Raw genomic sequence first — 18,929 nt, forward strand, 5'->3', positions numbered from 1 at the left:
TATTCATTATTTACCAATCTTAGCTTGTCCTCTAAAGTATATTTTATATGGTGTGCCATTTCCATAAATTTCAGAACCAACAGCAGTACCAGCATTACGCCACAAAGTTGCTTTTGGTTTATAGTCAAAATCTAAATCATCGTATCCAGCAGTTGCTTCTATTGTATTAATATTTACTAAAGTTAATTTTATTTGACCAAGCACTAATGCTCTATCATCGAATTGAGCTAGTCGTACGGGAGTGAAAAATTGGAAATATTTTGATGATCCAACGCCATTTGGGAAATCATTTGCAGAAATATCGCTAAAATCATACCCATTTAATGGTACTGAGACAGCATGCCCGCTACCATATTGATACCAAGCTTTAGCTCTCTCAAAACCCCAAGTGCCACCTTTATGGATAGCTTTTGACATATGGTTAAACATCATCACAAAAGCGCCTGTCATTGCACCATTTTGAAAGTTGCCCCCCGTGAGCTCTGAGGTCACTCCACCAACAATTGCCGCTGCAGCAACTTTACTTCCAAAATCCGGAAAGTTATCTGCAATTAAATCTTCTGTTCCACCAGATATTGCTCCTGTAATAAATCCGTGAATAAACCGCCCACCTCTTGCTTCAGTCATTGTCCCTTGCACCGTCGCATGTCCTAATACTTTAATGCCATAGTATTGTGTCTTTTCTAACATGGTGGCATTGTCTGCTAATTTGCCAGCCCATTGTCCCACTCCATACGTTAATCCCGCACTTGCGGCACCTATTATTGCACCTTTAAACCCCGATTTTAAGGCGTCTCCAAGCCCACCACCATTGAGTAATGTTCCTGTGACATTTGAAGCAAATCCTGCGGCGGCTCCTGATTTAGCAGCCACAATCCAAGAATTAGCACCAATTCCTCCAGTAAAATAGGTTACAGCGATTGCCACGGCAATTGTTAACAATGGTTTCCAGTTCTCTTTTACAAAATTTACGACCGCTTTAATCGCTTTAAAGATTTTCTTAAAGAAATATCCGCTTGGGTCGGTATAACTTAGGGGGTTATTCCCAACATAACTATACCGATTTAAATCCTGTAAATCAGTCATGTCCTGCACAAACGGATCGGGCTGTAAGAAACGGCCCAATACCGCATCATACACCCGTCCATTCATGTCAATCATGGCAAAGAGGTCATAATGCTCATGGTTGGTAAAGCCTCTTTCGTGGCTTCCGTTGTAGCTTGCAGTCAGCGGAGTCCAATCGGCATTTCTCCGCTGTCCCCACGCATCAAAACTCATTTCTTCCAGCAATACGCCTCCTGCTCCCGTAAAACCTGTGTTGGATCCTAAATGGTCTTTGAGGTAGTATTTGAGGGTCGTGGTGGTAGTTGCTCCCTGTGTTTCCACTACCTGCATTCCAATGCCACCGATAAAATGGGTGGTTTTGGTTTTGCCGTTGCTGAAGGTTTCAATCTCGGTAATGCCGCCTATGTAGAGTTTCGTGCGCGTCAGTACGTTGCGTACGTACATTTTCTGCATGATACGTTGCTGATCGGGACCGTAAAATACCTCTACCCGTGCGGTATCGTTGGAGATTACTTTTACTTTATTGAACGAGGTGTAGGTCGTGTTGATATTGAGCGTAAAGGAACATTGTACGTTGGCGTTGTTGGTCCGCACGTTTAGCAATCGGTGCGGGCCGTTGTTTACCCCGCCGTACTCATAATATCCCACGTCCGATTTGTAGGTGATATTGCCCAGTTCGTCGTAGGTAAGGGTCGTGGCCGTAACGTTATCAATTTTTGTCTCTTTCAAACGATTGACCTCATCGTACAAAAACGACTCGGTTTTGTTCCGTTTTTCATCCCGCCGTTGGGTCAGGTGCGCCAAGTCGTTGAATTGATAGGTAAAATGCTGCAAAGTAGTGGTGTTGTAATACGAACGGATGGATTGCAGGTACTGCGTAGCGGCTTCAAACTGCTGTTCGGTTCTCACGCCGTTGCCAAACTCCTGCAACAGAATATTGCCTTTGGCATCCATCGCATTCACTCGCCAAAAAAGACTGTTGTCGGCGTTGTTTCTTAATTCCGACAAATACCCGTACGCATTATAGACATTCTTCAGCACCAAACCTGTCGCGGGATAGCTCAACGTATTGGGTCTTCCCTGCGCATCATACGTGTTTGAAGTGGTGTACGTCTGACCGTTTACCGTAACGGTTTCCTGATTCTTTCGCCCCAGATTGTCATACGAAAAGGTATGAGAAGACACATAGCTGCTGACCGCGCTTAGTTTTCCAATGCCTTTGTTGCCCGTATCGTAGGTATTGGTCGTCGTACCGTCCACATCCACACGGGTCAACATTCGTCCCAAAATATCGTAGGTCATCGTCACGACATTGCCGTTGGGATAGGTCTGTTTAATCAATTCGCCAAAACCGTTGTATTCGTACAGGTACGTCCCCATGTCGGGGTCAATCATCTTGGTTTTTAACCCCCGGGCATCGTATTCGTTGGTAGTGGTATTGCCTTTGAAGTCTTTGATGGTCAATACCCTATCACCGGCATCGTAGGTAAAAAACACATTGTTGCCCTCATTCCAACGACTTTCCACTACCCGATCTTTAACATCCTCTACATCGGTTTTCTTTTGATTTTTGAAATTGAAAAAATCAGTTATCGGCCCTCCATAGGCTGACGTAGCGGTGCGAATTCCGCCCGTTTTGGTCTCTTTCATTGCCACAACCCGCCCCAACACATCCAATTCTTTTTGGGTGTAGCCAGTCGAGGTTTCTCCTTCGTAGTAAGGAAAATTGTCTTTGATTATTTCCCGAACATCGGGTGAATCCGTTCGGCTAAAGGTATGATCTATCAGCACCCATCGCCCGTCGAACCCCTTCGATTTTGTCTGCACTCCCCGATTGTAGGAATCAAAATGCTCTACTGAAATCTGCCCAACGCTATTTTGGGTATAAGTCAGGAAAACGGCATTGGCAGGGCTTTGAAAATTCGCCGCGCTTGCTTTTCGGTACGAAATGGCTTTCCAAGTTCCATCAGGCATAGTTTCTTTGATTGCCCTTGAAAACCCATCGTATTCAAAGGTAGCAGTTAGCCCATTGGCATCGGTTTGGGTCAGTGGCAAGCCAAATTTTTGTTCATAGGTAGCTGTAGCAGTATGGCCTAATGGGTTAACCGTTTGAACGACAAAGCGTTTGGTGAGGGCATCAAAGGTCGTTTGGAGGGTTCTGTTTTGAAATACTGAACCCGTCCAGGTATTGGTAGTGCTTTGCGTAATATTGCCGAATGTGTCGTAGGTGTAAGTTTTTATGACCCTTTTATCAGCGGCCAGATTGGCATCGGAGGTTTCTTTGGTCAGTAAACCGGTCGTCGCATCGTATTCAAAGGCAGCCTGCCGAACTTCCGTCGTAAGATTCGGGGCAATTTTATGAACGGTGGCTTGGGTGAGCCGCCCCAATAACCATGATGCCGTATTGTCGGTGTAGACGTTGACCGTTGAATCCTTAAAACCTTGTCCGTAATCAGCGACAATGTACGTGGGATTCCCATAGGCATCGTTTAATTTTCGGGTTTTTCGGGTTTTGGTATTGACAAAATCTTCAATGACTTCTTCCTGTTCGTAGGCATGAAAGCTCGTGGGGTTGACCGTTGGATAACCAATCAAGACGGGATTGTGCGCCGTTCGTGAGATTAAGACGTTGTTTTGGTAAAATCGTTCGGTTTTAATAACCGTTTCGCCCGTATATTTCCATTGGTCACCCCCCTGACGGTAATAGCGTACGTCATAGATTCCCGTGATGGTGTCCGTTTCAATAATCTTGGTAAACCCTCGGAAACCACGCCCTTCTACGTTGATGGTCGCTCCGTTGTAGTGGTATTTTTTGGCCGTCTCGTCGCCCGTGGTAGTGATGGTTTTGATTTTTGAAACCATGTACAGCGGCGACTGAATATCCACATTCGGGAATGTTACCTGCCCTGCTTTCTCATAAAGCGCCGAATTGAGCAGGTTATCATATTTGATTTCAGTGGACAAGCCCGCTCCATTCGTTATTTTCTTAATGGTAAAGCCCTGACTTTGCCGCATCCTTTGGACAAACCATTTGTTTTCCAGGGTATTGAAATACAGAAAATCGCTGTGGGAGCCTTGCTGGAAATTACCCGTGACGGGCTTGGGATTTGTCCCGGTGTCTTTGAAACGCGCCAAAGGCCAAACATCGGCCAATGGAGAAGAAAAGTCATTAAATCCGAATTGACCTTTATTCAGGTATGTTCGGCTGGTACCATTGACAGTTTCATAGAAAGTCAAATCCACCAAACCATCCGCATTGAAATCATTGGGGAAAACATTGGGATAGGTACTGATGATTGATACAATCTTAGTGATATGTGCCGATTCAAACTTTTTATCACCCTTATTGGGAATGATAACTACTTTATTACTGTCGGGTTTAATCACTAAAACCTCGGGTAAATTGTCGGCATTCAAATCTACCAAAGCAATCTTATTGGTTGCGCCTATCAGCCAAGGTGTCTGAAGACTTTGGCGCTGCCCTGCCGTAATTCTCGCTCTAAATTGATTTTTACGAGTACCCACATCGGCTACGGTTCGATTGGCCTCCGGATAAATGATTACATTATCGCCGGTTACTTTATCAAAAATGAATATATCCGTCAGCCCGTCGCCATTGATGTCATCAAAAAATTGTTCCGGTGCTGCGCTGTTTGGCCAGCCTGCATTATAACCGCTGAGGTTGAGCGCAGGCTGAACCACTGTACCATAATAAGCCTGAACGGTGGCGGTATTGGTCGGTAGATTGACGGCGATACGTGCTTCAGTCAGGATGGGTTTATTCGTCCCGGCTTCGGTTTGCAGGTCAATAAAATCAGAAATGCCGTCTTGGTTGATGTCCACGATATAATCATCCCAAACCGAATCCCCAATCGTACCCAACTTCGTATAATAAGTACACGGGTAAGTATAAGTTGCCCCGGCTACGGGGACAGGAGGGTTAGAAACAAGAAATAAGCTGTTGGTCGTTCCGGGAGTAGTTGGGAGCCAGGTAACAATGATGTCATTGATGTTATCGCCGTTTACCTCTCCGGTTTGTACCCGTAAATTACTGCCGCCTCCGGGAATACTTGTCGTACTTCCGCTGGATGGCGAGAGAGTAAAATCACCGCTGCCATTGTTAATATAGAATTGAAATACGATGTCAGCCGTGTTGGCCGGAATATCCCAAGTCGCAATATCGGTCATCCCGTCTCCGTTAAAATCGCCGAACAGTCTTTTTTCGGCGGTCGTGTTGGGGATGGTGTTTACTACTTTGGGGGTTCCTAAGCCTAATTCAATATTGGACCAATCAAAAACTGTCGGTTCTAAACAAACCTGAGGAGTGCTGCCATCACATTCCTGCATTTGGGTAAGTAACGAGTATTGGTTGTAGGTGTAAGAGAGCTTGTATTCTCTCACGAGTGTGGTCTGATAGAACACCTGTACCGCACTTAATCGCTTTTGGTAGGTATTTTTCTGTTGATAACGAATGCCGTACACCTCCGATTTGTCCGGGCGGGTCTCCCATACAAATTGAATTTTATTATAAGGAGTAAGTGAACCGGCAGCATTGCCGGTATATTCAATTTTATCGGGGTAAACTTCCCCCGTCGTTGCATCCTGTGTATAAGAAAAGGTCATGTAATTTCCTTTTCGGTCTTCGATGCGATTGACCAACCACTGATACGCTACATTTTTGGTCGGGTCAACAACACGGCTGTTGGTGGTATTGCCATATTCAAAAATCAACCCTGATTTAGTAAAAACCTTAAAATACTGAGGACTCAGCGTAGAAGCATTCTCATATAAAACTACTTTACTGAAACTGTTTTGCTCGGTATAGTAAACCGTCTGGTTGTTTCCGTAATTATCGTCGAATGGGATACTCGTATTAACAGATTCAGGTGCCAAAACCAATCGTTCTCCATCTAAACTGAATCGGTCAGATTTATTGTAGGCAATGCCCAACGAAACCGCCTTGGTTTGCTGATTGGCATCAGCTGTTTCGTCTTGAGCGCGGGTCTTTGAACTTCGCGTAATACTCGAAAGTCCACTCAACGACCAGCCCAAGCCCACAAAACTATTACCTCCCTGACTGCTGTAACTCAAACCCACTTTGGGCTGTAACCCGGCCGTTCCGGCAGGAATTACAAAAGGGATATAATAAGTAGCTGCCCCTCCATCCGAAACGCCAAATGAACCTTGGGTATAGCCGAAGTTATTGCCCGGCACGGGTGCTTGCGCAATGAGATTTGTAGCAGTAAGATAAAGTAAAAAATAGCCTAAGAAACGCGAGATGTACAGGTGTGGCATAGGTTAGAGCGTATCGTTGAGGATTCGGCTTCTAAGCTACTAAAGGGCTATTTTAACTCCAAGAAAAAAAATAAAATGTTATCAAGTGGTAAGAAAAAAAGCAATAAAAAAGCCCCTCAAAACAGCTGTCTTGAAGGGCTTTTTGTGGTCACGTAGGGACTTTTTAGACCTACAAAAACCGCTGTTTTAGCCATTATAAGCCCATAGCTTATTGAATGCACCCCAATTTGAACCCATTACCCACAAAAAAAAAGAGGTAATGCCGCAAATCTGGCTAAGGGTACACTATCCGACTTTCCCAATAAAACATTTATTTGTTTATCCTTCTCAATAACTTGCCCTTTTAAAAAGTTCACCATTTCTTCTAAGTCAGATAAACGACGTATTAGATAATTGTCTTCACTTTTAAAGGGAGTTTCCGTTTGTAATACTACAGTATTACTATAGCCAGCTTTTTGCATTACATCATTAACGGTTACGCCAATCACCTTTGCGTATTTTTCAATAGTTTTTGGGCTAACATTCGCCCGTTTGTAGGTCGCGTACACTGATTGTCTGTCAATTGATAGTAGTTCAGCAAGTTGTTCAGCAGACAGTTTTTTTTCATCTGCTAAATTCCTGATAGCCAGTCCGATGTGAATTTCATTCATACTATTATTAAAATTATTTCAGTTAAAGTATTGCATTTTGTAATATTATACTATTACATTTGTTCAACAAATCGCCACGAATCGCAACGATTTACAACAAAATAACGCAAAACCTAAATAAAAGTGCAAGGTCAAGACGATTTTTTTTGTATGAAGAAAACTTACCAAACGTTGACATTGGAGCAAAAACGGCTCCTTGCCAAAGAGTTGTACGACTATCACGATAGCATTGTACAGACTCAAATTATGTCCGAATATTCGGAGAAGTACAATGTCGGACATCGGACGTTCAAAGAGCAAATTGCCGAACGGCGTCAGATGAAAGAATCACAAGCCCAATTTGTGATCGAGTCATTAATCCCTCACACTTCGCAACTAGGTATTCGTGAATTGTTTCGCCGCTTATTCGATGCCGAACCCGAAGCGTTTGGCTACATTATCGACGCTGCGGATGCGCTTGCCCTTGAAGAATCGGAGAGTTTGTTTAATCGCTGGAAACACAAAAAACTATTGCCAAGCTAATGAAAATTACAATCAACATCAACTTAGACGTGGTCAAAGCGATTGCCGTGAGCGCAATAGCTTTCTTTCCAGTCGTAAATTATGTGCTTTTCGGCGGCTCTCCTTGGTGGGCATTGATTTGGGCCACAATCGTTTTGTTTTATACTTCCAAGAAATAGCGCCATGACTAATATTGAACTACGAATACAAAATCTTCAAAAGGAGAAAGCACGCCTAATTCTTGAAAAGGGCGAACTGGAAGCCAGGTATAACAGCATTGATGAGCGCCCCAAGTGGGTATTTTGGCTAGTTTTCCGAAATAAGTACGAGTTATTGAACGCGCTTCAAATGCAAATCAGGGCTGTGCAAGATTTTATTGATGACATAAACCGTAACCTTCGATTTCTGCACCGAGCCAAAGCAGCAACCGACGAATCTGAGAATAATGGCCATTGGAAGATGAAAAATTGACCAACAATTCTTTGAGGTATCATCATGAAAATCATACCAAGAATTAAAGAAGAACTTACGGAAGCTGAGAAAATCAAGGAAACCGCCCATCAGTATCGTCAAGGGCTTTGGCTTGGTTATCACAAACGAAAAACCGACGAACACCGCATTAAAGATTTTCATAATTATATGCTAAAAATGGCGGATGAATGGGAAACGAAGTACCTAAAAAAAATAGGCCATGAACCTGGGTGATATGTACGAATTGGCCATGGCCAAATTGAATGACGACCCTCGTAATACCTACCTACTACAACACATAGAGCGCTACGTAATTGCCCTTGAGGCAGAACATCACCGACTCACTACCGAACTTGAAACTATCAAAAACGCCGACCGAAAACGTGAACTTGGGCAGTTGGCCAAACAAGTTATTCTTCAATTAGAACTACAATCTTTCGAGTCACTTTAATACCAAAATCAAATCAAAATCATGGCTTTTCACGAAGACAATTCTACGGTCTTTTTCACCGTCTATGACTCAAAACTTACGCGACGTTTTGAGTCTCCCAACAACAAAACCATTTCCCGTATCAATCGCAATGGTCGCCAGGTACACGAGCAATACTTCAAAGCCATTGAAGGAATGCTCTATGACATCGAACTAAAAGAATCCGATTTTGGCCGTCAATGGTTCCTATGGTTTCAAGACGGCATGGATAAGTTTGTTCTGCAACTTGATTATCGTTCTAAGGAAGCGAAGGATTTCTTTTCGAGACTTCCAAACACCAAACTTGATTACTACATCCGAACCGAAGTATTCAAGAACGAAAAAGGGAAAACGCAATTATTCACCAAACAAGGCAAATCATCGGTACCATCGGCTTTTACGATCGACAACCCAAATGGCCGTCCCCAAATGGTAGAAACTATGGACGCTGAGGGCAAAAAGAAATGGGATGATACGGCTCAAATGAAGTTTTACGAAGAGCTCGTCGCCAAAATAAACGAAACTCTGTATCGTCTCCACGGCATCCCCGCGCGTCTGCGTTCGGCCAACACTCCCGAACAAAGTTTCTCTACTCACGACGCTGAACAATCCGACCCGTTTGATTTTCCCGACGTTGGCCAAGACCAAGACAGACCTTTCTAAATCATTCTTCATTTTTTTTCAAATCAATAAACAACTACAATTATGCAAGTCCTAGTACCTGGGCACAGATATGTTGCTCACAATTTTGAAGACAAAAACGGGCATGGCCAAACCATCCAGTTTATTCACAAAGAGCCAAAAGGAAATCCAACACAGCTTGAAACAGTTTCGGATGGCACAACCAATGAAGAACTACTTTCTATTCTTATCGACCGCATGGCTTTTCTCCAAAATGCGTTTCCGTGTCGCGAAAACGCTATTGTGATTACCAAGTTAGAAGAATCTTTGATGTGGCTCAATAAGCGCACCGCAGACCGATTGAAGCGCAATGTTGAAGGAAAGCAAATTGCATAGCTATGCCATCCAAAATCTGCCCACAATGCAACAAAGTATTTACGCCGCTTATTCAGTGGCGTAAATACTGTTCAAACGCTTGCAATCAAAAAGCGTATAAGGCCCGTAAACGTCTCACCCAAAACGAACTGTAACAATGCACTGCTTTTTACAAATCATTGGCACCATCTATCGCGGTGAAAGCCCTTACGAAATGACTTTACCAATTAGTGATATACGTCGAATCATTAAGAATAAAAATGGCAAAGCAATCATTAGAACTATTGCTATCACACAAGAAGCCATCTACACAGAACACAACTACGATGATTTCATCGAGTCACTCGCATCATTTCAGAAAGTGGAAGTTATTGAAATCCTAATCAATTGACTAAACATCAAATAACTATGAGAAAACATGCTTTTTCATTCAACGAGACTTCTATGCCTTTTGCTTGGGGAATGGGCATTACTGATTTTGATATTGGAGATTACTTAGGTGTCCAATTGGATAATAAAAACACACTCTGTACCGCCGATCATATGTCAGCCGAATGCTTTGTAGTTCAAATTTTAAGCATTGAAAAAGGTTTAGGAAGAACACTGTTTTTAACAGATTTAGGCTTAATACCAGTAAGTAACCTTAAAAATGGGCAATTGTGTAAGGTTGATATGAGCCGACATCTATTTAGCCCTCCGATAAAAATTGCATTATCAAAGCTACTTGAAAAGTACAGAGCAAATGAAGGCTTTTAATCTCAGAAACTTTGATTTAAAAATTTTGGACTGGATCGTGGTTGATATTGTTCGAACTCAAGGTACAATTGATAGTGAAGCAGGACTTGGATGGGTTGCCTATGATGTATGTGTTCAAGTTACACAGGTTAATGATATTACTGTTTGCTTTGAGTTTAACAAAGAGCGCCATTTTGCTTTAAAAGATGATGTCAGACGAACTAATAGACGGCCGAGTCTATTTCAAGAACTTGACAAAATCATCTACATAAAGAAAGCTATACCATCTTGGGAACATAGTCTTTATCTACGAAATCAGGCGAAAGCCTAAATTGGTTTATCTAAGCGTCGGTTCCCGTAAAATACCCCCTAAATCGGCTGGAAACGGGGTTTTGTAAAAAATCAACTCCAAAATCACCATGACATTCAATCCTCAAAAACGCGATAAAACCCTAGATACCATCGTTGGCAAAACGTTGAAATGGGACTTTGCCCGAATTGCAAAATTCAAGCCACATTCGGTGGTAAGTACTCAGCGGTATGTAAAAACGACGGAGTACGAAGTAAGCGCAACGAGCAAGGCCAATCTACTCCAAAACAAGATGGATACGGGCTACAATGGCTACATGAGCGAGGCGACCCGTCGCCATGTCAAGGGGATTTTGGAAAATTGGTTGACAGCGATCGAGTTGAATGTAAGTATGGCTTTTCCCACGAGCTTCCCGTCAGAGAAAGTTTATCCGACGTTTGTGACCCTAACATTGCCTTGCAAGCAAATGCACGATGATCGAGACATCAAAGAGGATTGTTTCCATCCCTTTATGAATGAAATGATTCGCAATTGGAAGGTAAAAAACTACTTGTGGGTGTCAGAAACTCAAAAAAACGGCAACATTCACTTTCACGTACTTTTTGACAGGGCCGTACCAGCTTTGCGACTCCGACAAATTTGGAACAAGCACATCGACAAATTCCCTTATTGCTACGTTCAGGATTACGCTGATACCCAAAAGTATATCTATCGAAACGGTTTTTTTGTTCGTCCTGAAATGCTTGAGCAACGCATCATTGCCAACATGAAGGCGGCAAAAGACCAAGGCCGCAAAGTGACGAAATCTGAGGCCAAAAAAGTAGAGAGTAAACGCCAAAAAGAAGCCTATGAGAAAGGCGTGGCCGCAAAATGGAAAGATCCTAATACCACCGACATCCATTCGCTCAAATCTATCAAGAAATTAAGCGCTTACGTCTCCAAATACTTCACGAAGAAACCTGAAATTGTAAAGCCTAAGTTGGCCGAAAACCAAAAGTTGGTGGAAGAATCAGGAAAGTATTTCATTGAAACGACTCCCGACGAATCACAGGAGGTAATGTGGGGGGATTCCAATCGCGTCCCTTACACACCTGTTTTTCAGGTTAGAAAGATGAGGGGCAGAATTTGGGGCGCATCGGCGGCGTTGAAAGCGCCTGAAACCAAACCAGTAGCTTACCAGTGCGTAATTAGCCGTCGAACCTGCGAAATGGTTTCATACCAAACGACGGTGACGAATATAAAACCTGTGACGGTGACTTCGACGGACATTTTTGGTACCGTAACGTCAAAAACGGTTAAGCGTAGAGTGACGGAGCACATCAATTACGAATCGCCCGAATACCCCGAACCGATTTTGAACCACGTGGCATTACGATACTTGGATACGCTGCGAACGAAAGTAGTCACTGAGGATGAGATTAAAAAGGCATCTGAACGAGCAGGGCCGTTGTTCGTTGAGATGAAAGGGGAGGTGATTCCGCTGAAAGACCCACAACGAACGAATATGGAAGCCTTTGCGCCTGAACTGTACAAAGAATATCGGGCGCATTACGTAACAGTTTTTCAAAACCTGTATGCCGCTTAAAATCCGTGCCTCATATCGACAAAAATATACAAACGCCCGTTCAGCAGTACGGAGACTGGCAGGTTATGCCCGACGGCGAAATTATCAATTTTCGACGGCGGCTCAGAATCTACCCCGACCGCCTAACTGAGCCTGATTGGTGGCTCAGCCTTAGAACTAGGGAATGGATGAGCTCCGAATGGAACTACTTTATCCCTGCCTGGTTCTTAGCCTGTCAAACGGCTGGAATTACAGAAATTCCCAATTTTAAACTTAACTACTGACATGATTACAGAATTTGAACAGCTATCATTTAAAGACAACTGGAACAACAAATTAAGTTGCCCATCATTCACGACGTTTCGGTTGCACAATTCGCGCAAGTATCGTGTTGGAAACAAATTGTCAATTCTTCTCAAAGGTAAGTTCTTGAAAGATGTAGAAGTGATTGAAGTTCGTAAGCTCAAGCTATATTCAGTCAACGAGTTTGTCGCTCAGATTGATACAGGTTATTCACGCGATGAATTTATTGCAATGGTTACGAATATGTATAAAAACAAAGGCATTGATTTCAAAACGGCCGATTGGGATTTAGTACTACTCCGAACCATTGAGAAAACGAAAATTAAACCTCAAAACGAGTTGTTTCACCAATGAAAGGTGTCTATAAATTTATTGTACTTGCTTTTGATAACAGAAGTGCATTTAAGACCATAAAAGAGTTTCCTCGGAGTGATGGGATGATTTTCGATGATGAGGACGCGGCTTATAGATATATCCAACAATCACTTACAGACGATTGGGCTACTCAGTTTATTGTGTGTAGGTTTTTTGCTGAAGACATTCATAATGAAAGCCCTATACAACTTCATAAAGTTAAAAGTGTAGGATTTAAAGAGAAAAAAGTAAGCCGTCAATTAAATCTATTCGATGTATGACACACGCAGGATATTTTGAGGGAATTGGCGGGTTCTCGCTCGCTGCGGAATCTGTTGGAATCAAAACCATCTACACTTGTGAACTTGATGATTTTAGAACCGCCTGGCTTACTTACCGATTTAAAAACGCAATCCATGAACGAGATATACGAACAGCCGTTGGCCATTACGCAACCATTTTTACAGGAGGATTTCCCTGCCAAGACATTTCATTGGCCAACCCAAATGGAAAAGGATTGGAAGGTAATAGGAGCGGATTATGGTGGGAGTTCTACAGGCTCATTTGCATACATCGACCGAAATACGTGGTGCTGGAAAACTCCCCAAACCTCGTTAATCTCGGATTACTCGACATTCTCAGGGCCTTTGCCCAAATCGGGTACAATGCAGAATGGGAAGTTATATCAAAAAGAGCGGTTGGTTACTCGGATGAGAGGGAACGAATTTTTGTCGTTGCCTACCCCAACGAAATCCGACGGTATCACCATCGGCAAGTTTTCGACCGAAAGTATTATGAAATGTGCCTCAAAGAAATTCAACAAAAGAAGTTCTTTCAATCTCAAACTTTCAGAGTTCCTAGTATGGAATTTCTGCGTCAAGCCCTCACCGTCTCTATTCAGGAAGATACAGGGCTTTCCAATAGGGTGGCTAAGGCCGAAATAGAAGCCTACGGCGACGCCGTCAACCCAAAAGTTGCTGCCTTAGTGCTGAAAATGATTCAATATTTTGACCAATCAACTAATCAATACCCATGCAAACAAAACGATTCACTCCAACAAAAGCCAAATTGCCCGAAAACGAACGGGTAATTGGTGGGGATGCTTCCCCGAAACTCTTTAAAAAAAGAGACGTAAAAAAAACAGAAGTTGAACTCTCAAACCATTTTAAAAACCGTGGCAAAAAGTAGTAAAATTGTGGACACGTCAACCAATGTATCGTTTGGAAGTCGTGCCGATGCGTTTTGGAAAAGTGAAGGATTTGCCGATTATCTTTCGTTTGTTCGGCCAAAATTCAGCCTTCCAAAATCGCTGCAAGCAAATTCAAGCGTAGAAATTATTCAAAATCGTTTCAGTATTCGAGACCTGAATTTTGGGAATTGGGTTACGAACGAAGATAGATACAACTATGTAAACAGCTTGATTGTCTGTTGCTATGACCTGAACAAAGTTGTAGGGTTCAATTATAACATTGGATTTGGTTATTTGGCGGTCTCCTTCGGAGCACGAGGCAAAGGCCGTGCATCCGCTCATTATGAACCTTGGTGGAAAATCATCAACATTACAAGATATGAAGATGATTCAAGCAGTAGTAAAATGGCTCGTTTTATTGCCACTGGCGGAATGGGAGCCTTTGCCCATGAGTATGGGCATTATCTTGATTACTTCGCAGGGAAATTTCTTGATAAATCAATTGCCTATTTTGCGGTTACTGGCGGTCGGATTGCTACAAAAGACCGATTAAACGTCGGTGGTGAAATCAGAAAAACCGCCGATGATATTTTAGAAACCATCATTTGGCGAGAACCAAACAAAACGTTGTCAAATTATTACCGACGGCTTTTTGAACTCGTCGGTCGACTAGACGACATGGGCGAATATTACTTACGACGAAATGAAATGTTTGCCCGTTGGTTTGAAGCCTGGGTATCATGGGAACTGAAAAAGCAGGGCATAACAAACAAACTTTTGGCTCAGGGAAAATACGACGAACGAATTTATCCAACTTTCCAAGAAATTGAAAAAGTAGCCCCGTTATTTCGACGTTTTTGTGAGCAAATCAAAGCAAAAATTTAAGCAAAAAGCCTCCATTTGGGGGCTTTTTTTATTGCATAAAGTCGTGATTTTTAGTATTTTTAAACCATAAAGGGCGGGGTGATGGCTTTTAGATGAGACTTGTAAATAAATGCCTAAATCTCCTACGGGCGTAGCCTTTAAGCCGAACTCTCAAGCAAACAAGCGGTGTAAAAAACGCGGAATCTCAGCCGCGTTACTTTTTTTGAAAACATGAGCACGTATCAACCACAAACGCCTGGGCCCACGCCAACAATTTCTGAATTGATTGAAAAGTTCAGAGTATTGAATCAACGTACTAAAAATAGAGTACGACGGGAGTTCAATGACAAGTTTGGATACTCCGACTCAGATACGACATTCCAGCGGCTCATGGAGCGTCGTTTGTTCTTATGCTACGATGAGTATTTATTTTTAGTCGATACGATTCTACTCCATTATGACTTTTATGTTTGGGCAAAAAAAGAGCAATAATCCCGCGTTTGCACTAACAAATTGCCAACATTTACCAACTTTCACCCACCATTTTGAAGAATTTTACGAAACCATTGAATTTCGGTAGAAAAAACACCGAAAGTCATGGCCGAAAATAACACTCCAGCTTCTGATTTTCTTGCTCAAAACACGGTGCTTTCGCAGGAATTACCACAAGAAACCGCCGAAAATGAAACTACTGAGCAAGAACAAACCAAACAATTCCCCCTAAGATTACCTATTTCAACGATTACAGACATCACCAATGAGGTAAAATTGCGGAAAAATCGCGGCGAACTCATTGAAACTGCGATGTATTGCCGTCATGTGCTACAACACCACAAAAAAGTTAGTGCTTACGATGCCGAAATTGAGCCATTACGCGCCGAAAACGCGAGGCTTACGCAGGAAAATCTACTTCTACGTTTACCTAGCGAAAACACGGCGCAACCTAGTGAAATGCCACAAACAAAGATGAAAGAGTTGAAAGCCCTCGAAATGGCCGTAAAAGAAGCGTCGAAAACAATGGCAGAAAGTGGCTATTACACCGTCGAATACTACGAAACCTTGGTCGCTGAGTACTTCCGACAAATACTTCCCCAAATCCACGAATAAAACGCGAAAACACCGCGAAAACAATAGAAAAATGAAGAAACTAGCAATTATCGAAACGGGTGAAAACGATGAGTTTATTGGCGTTGTAACAACTTATTTTGAGACTGAACCCGAAGCATTTGAAACGTATTTTGAAACGGTTCAGAAATCCGTGCAAGATTGGGCGGAGTTCACAAAAAAAATCAACTACGGAGTCATTTCTTATCTCCACTCAATTGGTGCCTTATGGATTAATGAGCAAAACGAGTTTCAGACTGATTTTAAAAACTTCACGATTAGCAGTGTCATCGACGGACTTTTGGCTAATGAGCGGTATTTACCGGACGAAATCACAACCCACATGGGATACATTATCGTTCAAAAATCGGTCAAAACGCTGAAAAAGTTGTTTCCGAAAGGTCGTGAACTTCCCATTGATATTGGTGTTGGGTTGAAGTATTTGGGGCCATTGCTTCCCACTTACGTAGCGTACTCACGTCGTGACCCTGAAATGTCACGTATTCTTGATACGCTTTTGCCTGAACTTGAGTCGTTTTTGCAACCGTTAATTAATGACAACCATGTTTCAAGCGCCAACTAATCCGTTTGAAGGCTCACCGCTTTCGAGTTTCCTTTCTACGCCGCCACGAACAGTTGCCCCGCCCGAACCACCACCACCGCCCGAGCCCGAAGTAACTGAACCGACGCAGCAAACGCAACAAACGTCGTTGCTTTCGAGCGTCTTTGGCGCAAATACCGCGACGCCCGAACCCGAACGATTGAGCGCCGATGAAATCCGCGCACGTGCTGAGGTGCAAACACGTACCTATGGTGCGGTTATTTTGTTAATGAATGCACTGATTGAGTGCATCAAAGTTTCAATGACGCTAAAAAAGGGCGAATACGCCGCGTATTTGGAGCTGAAAAGTAATTTGGCTTCTGACGGCGTTGTAAACGTGTATGAATCAGACCCCGCCGTAAAAGAAATTTGGTTGAAAGGCAAACGGTTTGACGAAACACTCGAAGCCATTGAAGCAGAACACGAGTTAGAAGACGCTGAAACAAAACTGTTATTCAAAGCCATCAAAGCCGATTTAGAGCGTAAAAACCGAAAAAACGAAATTGGCGATGACAGCGTCTGGGGAACAATGTTTAAACTGATGCTTACCAGACAATTAACAAGTGCTTTTGAATTAATAACGATGTTTACGCGTCGCAGGGCGCAACGATAACCATGAAAGAATTACGAGATTCGGCGGCAATATTACACGTGGGAATGAAACGAACTGGCAAAACAACGGCTTCGTTGCAAATGATGGTTGAGTTTGTCGAGAAACAAAACAAACCAGTGGTTGTACTCGATCTTGGCAGCCATCCTTCGTTTGATAATTTTCGACGAATCACCCTCGATGAATTGCCCAAAATCCATTCATTGACAGGAAAGAAATACTTTGTGTACCGTCCGTACGAGAGTTTACAAGTATTCCCCGAAATCTTGGAGTTTTGTACGATGGTTTCCAAGTATGTGCGTAATGCAGTGGTTTTTTTTGAAGATTTTACGACTTACGTCGAAGGTAATTTTCACCCAATAATCAAAGGGTTGATTCTCAATAGTCGAAATTCCTGCAATGACTACGTTTTCAATGTGCATTCCTTTTCCGACGTTGGCCCGTTTATCCTCAAACACTGTGAAATCTATTTGGTACGAGAAACGATTGATGACCCCAATGATTTACCAGCAAAAATCCCCTACACCATTCGGCCAACCGTGAAGCAAGCGTTAGGGCTTATCTTAAAGGAAAATCAGCGAAATCGTAACAAATACGCGTATCGAATCATCTATAAAGAAGAAAATCGAATTGGGTAATGGCTCGCAATGTAAAAAACGAACGTGCTGGCAGTCTAACAGAACTCGCAGCTGAATTAGGCGTTACTTCTGACACGTTGGTATCTTGGATTGACCAAACGACGTTGCTTGGCATGGTCAAAGCTGGGTACAACCCTTTTACAATGCGTAGATTATTACCGCCATCAGTGCTAAATTACTTGCGAAAACGCTGGGGTTCTAACGATTTTAAAGAGTAAACATTTTTTTAAATTTGACAAATGACCAAAAAGCCCTTATCCATTGGATTTGGGCTTTTTTTATGGGGTGATTTTACCACGAAAATTCGGGGAAAACACGGGGAAAACGCGGAAAAAGTCGGAAGAAAAGCGGAAACAACGGGCAAACGCAAAAATCAGAAAATCGGCCTCATTCTCATCCACTACTTTAGCTCACGATTTTGGTGTTGACCCTTGTGAGTGGCAGGTTAAACACCGCAAGGGTTCAACACAAAAACGACCATAAACACGACTCGATCATGTAATTAAATCACCAAATCAAATCACCAAAATCACATGGAGTATCAAGTTACCAAACCAAGTTTTGTTCGGGTCAACTGGACACAAGTTGCTTTCACGTTCGCGGCTTGTTTTGCTGCTTGCCTTTTGGCGGGTGGGGCCTTGTATGCAGTTACCTATTTTATCAACCGTAAACAAAAAGTTTCCTACAATGGCAACGACACCCAAACGAGACAGCAAAGGCCGCTTTACGAAAAAGAAAAGCACGTCGAAATCAAAAAGCCGCAAATCGACCGCAAAGAAATCGACGAAATCAACGACGAAATCCAAACGGAAGAAATCCACAACAAGCAAGAAAAAAAGCTTGATGGGAAGATTGTTCAGCTAAAAACCATAGCCGAACATGACACTGGAAGCAGCATTGAAGCAACAGGGGATTGACCCAAACTCAATCAGCCCTACGACGAAAGCACAATTGGAAAATGTGCTATTGCAAAAAGGTCAGGAAATATTGTTGATAGTAATTCAAATTCTTATCAACAGCTCGAAAAAACCACTGACCACACGTCAAGATGAAGCAACTGCCATGGCGGCTATTCAAGCAGCCGAGGTCGAGGCGGAAGCTAAAGCAGACTCAGAGGCAAAAAAGAAAAAGCGCAATGTTTTCATCATCGTTGGAATTTCGTTGGTAGTTGTCGCTGGCGTCGTTGTCTATATTGTCCGAAATCGTTAAC

Annotated in this window: 25 protein-coding genes; 23 read left to right on the top strand and 2 right to left on the bottom strand. The window is 42.8% G+C overall.

The window, feature by feature from the left end:
- Window positions 1-6: 6 nt before the first annotated feature.
- Both FHS57_RS23270 and FHS57_RS23275 read right to left on the bottom strand, forming a co-directional pair.
- Window positions 7-6,360, bottom strand: a complete 6,354-nt coding sequence (locus FHS57_RS23270; protein WP_183977882.1) for a SpvB/TcaC N-terminal domain-containing protein — start codon at window positions 6,358-6,360, stop codon at window positions 7-9.
- A gap of 236 nt (window positions 6,361-6,596) precedes the next feature.
- The gene (locus FHS57_RS23275; protein ID WP_183977884.1) at window positions 6,597-7,010 is read right to left on the bottom strand and encodes a helix-turn-helix domain-containing protein; all 414 of its coding nucleotides are present in this window, start codon (window positions 7,008-7,010) and stop codon (window positions 6,597-6,599) included.
- 150 nt (window positions 7,011-7,160) lie between these two features.
- Here FHS57_RS23275 and FHS57_RS23280 point away from each other — a divergent pair, with 150 nt between their 5' ends.
- From FHS57_RS23280 to FHS57_RS23395, 23 genes are all read left to right on the top strand, one after another.
- Window positions 7,161-7,532, top strand: a complete 372-nt coding sequence (locus tag FHS57_RS23280) for a hypothetical protein (protein WP_183977886.1) — start codon at window positions 7,161-7,163, stop codon at window positions 7,530-7,532.
- On the top strand, window positions 7,532-7,690 hold the full coding sequence (locus FHS57_RS23285; RefSeq protein WP_183977888.1) for a hypothetical protein: 159 nt from the start codon (window positions 7,532-7,534) through the stop codon (window positions 7,688-7,690). Before FHS57_RS23280 ends, FHS57_RS23285 begins: the two co-directional genes overlap by 1 nt.
- 4 nt (window positions 7,691-7,694) lie before the next feature.
- Window positions 7,695-7,982, top strand: a complete 288-nt coding sequence (locus FHS57_RS23290; protein WP_183977890.1) for a hypothetical protein — start codon at window positions 7,695-7,697, stop codon at window positions 7,980-7,982.
- 24 nt (window positions 7,983-8,006) lie between these two features.
- Window positions 8,007-8,216 carry a hypothetical protein gene (locus FHS57_RS23295; protein WP_183977892.1) on the top strand — a complete coding sequence of 70 codons (210 nt, stop codon included), beginning with the start codon at window positions 8,007-8,009 and terminating at the stop codon, window positions 8,214-8,216.
- A complete protein-coding gene (locus FHS57_RS23300; RefSeq protein WP_028525635.1) occupies window positions 8,203-8,433 on the top strand; it encodes a hypothetical protein in 231 nt (76 codons plus the stop codon). The genes FHS57_RS23295 and FHS57_RS23300 overlap by 14 nt, the downstream gene beginning before the upstream one ends.
- A 21-nt stretch (window positions 8,434-8,454) precedes the next feature.
- On the top strand, window positions 8,455-9,114 hold the full coding sequence (locus tag FHS57_RS23305) for a hypothetical protein (protein WP_183977894.1): 660 nt from the start codon (window positions 8,455-8,457) through the stop codon (window positions 9,112-9,114).
- Between the two features lie 42 nt (window positions 9,115-9,156).
- Window positions 9,157-9,468 (top strand): Acb2/Tad1 domain-containing protein, encoded by a 312-nt coding sequence (locus FHS57_RS23310; protein WP_183977896.1) that lies wholly within the window; start codon window positions 9,157-9,159, stop codon window positions 9,466-9,468.
- A 387-nt stretch (window positions 9,469-9,855) separates the two neighbouring features.
- A complete protein-coding gene (locus tag FHS57_RS23320; RefSeq protein WP_183977900.1) occupies window positions 9,856-10,203 on the top strand; it encodes a hypothetical protein in 348 nt (115 codons plus the stop codon).
- Window positions 10,190-10,513, top strand: coding sequence for a hypothetical protein (locus FHS57_RS23325; protein WP_183977902.1), 324 nt, complete (start codon window positions 10,190-10,192; stop codon window positions 10,511-10,513). The genes FHS57_RS23320 and FHS57_RS23325 overlap by 14 nt, the downstream gene beginning before the upstream one ends.
- An 88-nt stretch (window positions 10,514-10,601) precedes the next feature.
- A complete protein-coding gene (locus FHS57_RS23330) occupies window positions 10,602-12,077 on the top strand; it encodes a rolling circle replication-associated protein (protein WP_183977904.1) in 1,476 nt (491 codons plus the stop codon).
- Window positions 12,078-12,082: 5 nt separating this feature from the next.
- Window positions 12,083-12,340 (top strand): hypothetical protein, encoded by a 258-nt coding sequence (locus tag FHS57_RS23335; RefSeq protein WP_183977906.1) that lies wholly within the window; start codon window positions 12,083-12,085, stop codon window positions 12,338-12,340.
- Between the two features lies 1 nt (window position 12,341).
- Complete coding sequence (locus FHS57_RS23340) at window positions 12,342-12,713, top strand: ASCH domain-containing protein (RefSeq protein ID WP_183977908.1); 372 nt, start codon at window positions 12,342-12,344, stop codon at window positions 12,711-12,713.
- Complete coding sequence (locus tag FHS57_RS23345; RefSeq protein WP_183977910.1) at window positions 12,710-12,994, top strand: hypothetical protein; 285 nt, start codon at window positions 12,710-12,712, stop codon at window positions 12,992-12,994. The genes FHS57_RS23340 and FHS57_RS23345 overlap by 4 nt, the downstream gene beginning before the upstream one ends.
- A complete protein-coding gene (locus tag FHS57_RS23350) occupies window positions 12,991-13,803 on the top strand; it encodes a DNA cytosine methyltransferase (RefSeq protein WP_183977912.1) in 813 nt (270 codons plus the stop codon). The genes FHS57_RS23345 and FHS57_RS23350 overlap by 4 nt, the downstream gene beginning before the upstream one ends.
- A gap of 84 nt (window positions 13,804-13,887) precedes the next feature.
- Window positions 13,888-14,787 (top strand): LPD1 domain-containing protein, encoded by a 900-nt coding sequence (locus FHS57_RS32110; RefSeq protein ID WP_183977914.1) that lies wholly within the window; start codon window positions 13,888-13,890, stop codon window positions 14,785-14,787.
- Window positions 14,788-14,997: 210 nt separating this feature from the next.
- Window positions 14,998-15,258, top strand: coding sequence for a hypothetical protein (locus FHS57_RS23360; protein ID WP_183977916.1), 261 nt, complete (start codon window positions 14,998-15,000; stop codon window positions 15,256-15,258).
- Window positions 15,259-15,363: 105 nt separating this feature from the next.
- Entirely contained in the window at window positions 15,364-15,873 is a 510-nt protein-coding gene (locus FHS57_RS23365; protein ID WP_183977918.1) for a hypothetical protein, read from the top strand.
- A gap of 31 nt (window positions 15,874-15,904) precedes the next feature.
- Window positions 15,905-16,453: a hypothetical protein gene (locus FHS57_RS23370; RefSeq protein ID WP_183977920.1), complete on the top strand. Its 549-nt coding sequence runs from the start codon at window positions 15,905-15,907 to the stop codon at window positions 16,451-16,453.
- Window positions 16,434-17,084 (top strand): hypothetical protein, encoded by a 651-nt coding sequence (locus FHS57_RS23375; protein ID WP_183977922.1) that lies wholly within the window; start codon window positions 16,434-16,436, stop codon window positions 17,082-17,084. Before FHS57_RS23370 ends, FHS57_RS23375 begins: the two co-directional genes overlap by 20 nt.
- 2 nt (window positions 17,085-17,086) lie before the next feature.
- Window positions 17,087-17,719 carry a hypothetical protein gene (locus FHS57_RS23380; protein WP_183977923.1) on the top strand — a complete coding sequence of 211 codons (633 nt, stop codon included), beginning with the start codon at window positions 17,087-17,089 and terminating at the stop codon, window positions 17,717-17,719.
- Window positions 17,719-17,937, top strand: coding sequence for a hypothetical protein (locus tag FHS57_RS23385; RefSeq protein ID WP_183977924.1), 219 nt, complete (start codon window positions 17,719-17,721; stop codon window positions 17,935-17,937). Before FHS57_RS23380 ends, FHS57_RS23385 begins: the two co-directional genes overlap by 1 nt.
- 315 nt (window positions 17,938-18,252) lie before the next feature.
- Window positions 18,253-18,636, top strand: a complete 384-nt coding sequence (locus FHS57_RS23390; RefSeq protein WP_183977925.1) for a hypothetical protein — start codon at window positions 18,253-18,255, stop codon at window positions 18,634-18,636.
- A complete protein-coding gene (locus FHS57_RS23395) occupies window positions 18,599-18,928 on the top strand; it encodes a hypothetical protein (protein ID WP_183977926.1) in 330 nt (109 codons plus the stop codon). The genes FHS57_RS23390 and FHS57_RS23395 overlap by 38 nt, the downstream gene beginning before the upstream one ends.
- The last annotated feature ends 1 nt before the right edge of the window (window position 18,929 follow it).

This window comes from Runella defluvii (assembly GCF_014195535.1).
Taxonomy (GTDB): Bacteria; Bacteroidota; Bacteroidia; order Cytophagales; family Spirosomataceae; genus Runella; species Runella defluvii.

Excerpts from the sequence above, each read along its gene's own strand:
- FHS57_RS23375 (WP_183977922.1), top strand. The coding sequence starts at position 16,434 with ATGTTTCAAGCGCCAACTAATCCGTTTGAAGGCTCACCGCTTTCGAGT.
- FHS57_RS23350 (WP_183977912.1), top strand. The coding sequence starts at position 12,991 with ATGACACACGCAGGATATTTTGAGGGAATTGGCGGGTTCTCGCTCGCT.
- FHS57_RS23290 (WP_183977890.1), top strand. The coding sequence starts at position 7,695 with ATGACTAATATTGAACTACGAATACAAAATCTTCAAAAGGAGAAAGCA.
- FHS57_RS23365 (WP_183977918.1), top strand. The coding sequence starts at position 15,364 with ATGGCCGAAAATAACACTCCAGCTTCTGATTTTCTTGCTCAAAACACG.
- FHS57_RS23275 (WP_183977884.1), bottom strand. The coding sequence starts at position 7,010 with ATGAATGAAATTCACATCGGACTGGCTATCAGGAATTTAGCAGATGAA.
- FHS57_RS23300 (WP_028525635.1), top strand. The coding sequence starts at position 8,203 with ATGAACCTGGGTGATATGTACGAATTGGCCATGGCCAAATTGAATGAC.
- FHS57_RS23270 (WP_183977882.1), bottom strand. The coding sequence starts at position 6,360 with ATGCCACACCTGTACATCTCGCGTTTCTTAGGCTATTTTTTACTTTAT.
- FHS57_RS23310 (WP_183977896.1), top strand. The coding sequence starts at position 9,157 with ATGCAAGTCCTAGTACCTGGGCACAGATATGTTGCTCACAATTTTGAA.
- FHS57_RS23280 (WP_183977886.1), top strand. The coding sequence starts at position 7,161 with ATGAAGAAAACTTACCAAACGTTGACATTGGAGCAAAAACGGCTCCTT.
- FHS57_RS23385 (WP_183977924.1), top strand. The coding sequence starts at position 17,719 with ATGGCTCGCAATGTAAAAAACGAACGTGCTGGCAGTCTAACAGAACTC.
- FHS57_RS23395 (WP_183977926.1), top strand. The coding sequence starts at position 18,599 with ATGACACTGGAAGCAGCATTGAAGCAACAGGGGATTGACCCAAACTCA.
- FHS57_RS23325 (WP_183977902.1), top strand. The coding sequence starts at position 10,190 with ATGAAGGCTTTTAATCTCAGAAACTTTGATTTAAAAATTTTGGACTGG.
- FHS57_RS23305 (WP_183977894.1), top strand. The coding sequence starts at position 8,455 with ATGGCTTTTCACGAAGACAATTCTACGGTCTTTTTCACCGTCTATGAC.
- FHS57_RS23345 (WP_183977910.1), top strand. The coding sequence starts at position 12,710 with ATGAAAGGTGTCTATAAATTTATTGTACTTGCTTTTGATAACAGAAGT.
- FHS57_RS23320 (WP_183977900.1), top strand. The coding sequence starts at position 9,856 with ATGAGAAAACATGCTTTTTCATTCAACGAGACTTCTATGCCTTTTGCT.
- FHS57_RS23340 (WP_183977908.1), top strand. The coding sequence starts at position 12,342 with ATGATTACAGAATTTGAACAGCTATCATTTAAAGACAACTGGAACAAC.
- FHS57_RS23390 (WP_183977925.1), top strand. The coding sequence starts at position 18,253 with ATGGAGTATCAAGTTACCAAACCAAGTTTTGTTCGGGTCAACTGGACA.
- FHS57_RS23285 (WP_183977888.1), top strand. The coding sequence starts at position 7,532 with ATGAAAATTACAATCAACATCAACTTAGACGTGGTCAAAGCGATTGCC.
- FHS57_RS23330 (WP_183977904.1), top strand. The coding sequence starts at position 10,602 with ATGACATTCAATCCTCAAAAACGCGATAAAACCCTAGATACCATCGTT.
- FHS57_RS23295 (WP_183977892.1), top strand. The coding sequence starts at position 8,007 with ATGAAAATCATACCAAGAATTAAAGAAGAACTTACGGAAGCTGAGAAA.
- FHS57_RS23380 (WP_183977923.1), top strand. The coding sequence starts at position 17,087 with ATGAAAGAATTACGAGATTCGGCGGCAATATTACACGTGGGAATGAAA.
- FHS57_RS23370 (WP_183977920.1), top strand. The coding sequence starts at position 15,905 with ATGAAGAAACTAGCAATTATCGAAACGGGTGAAAACGATGAGTTTATT.
- FHS57_RS23360 (WP_183977916.1), top strand. The coding sequence starts at position 14,998 with ATGAGCACGTATCAACCACAAACGCCTGGGCCCACGCCAACAATTTCT.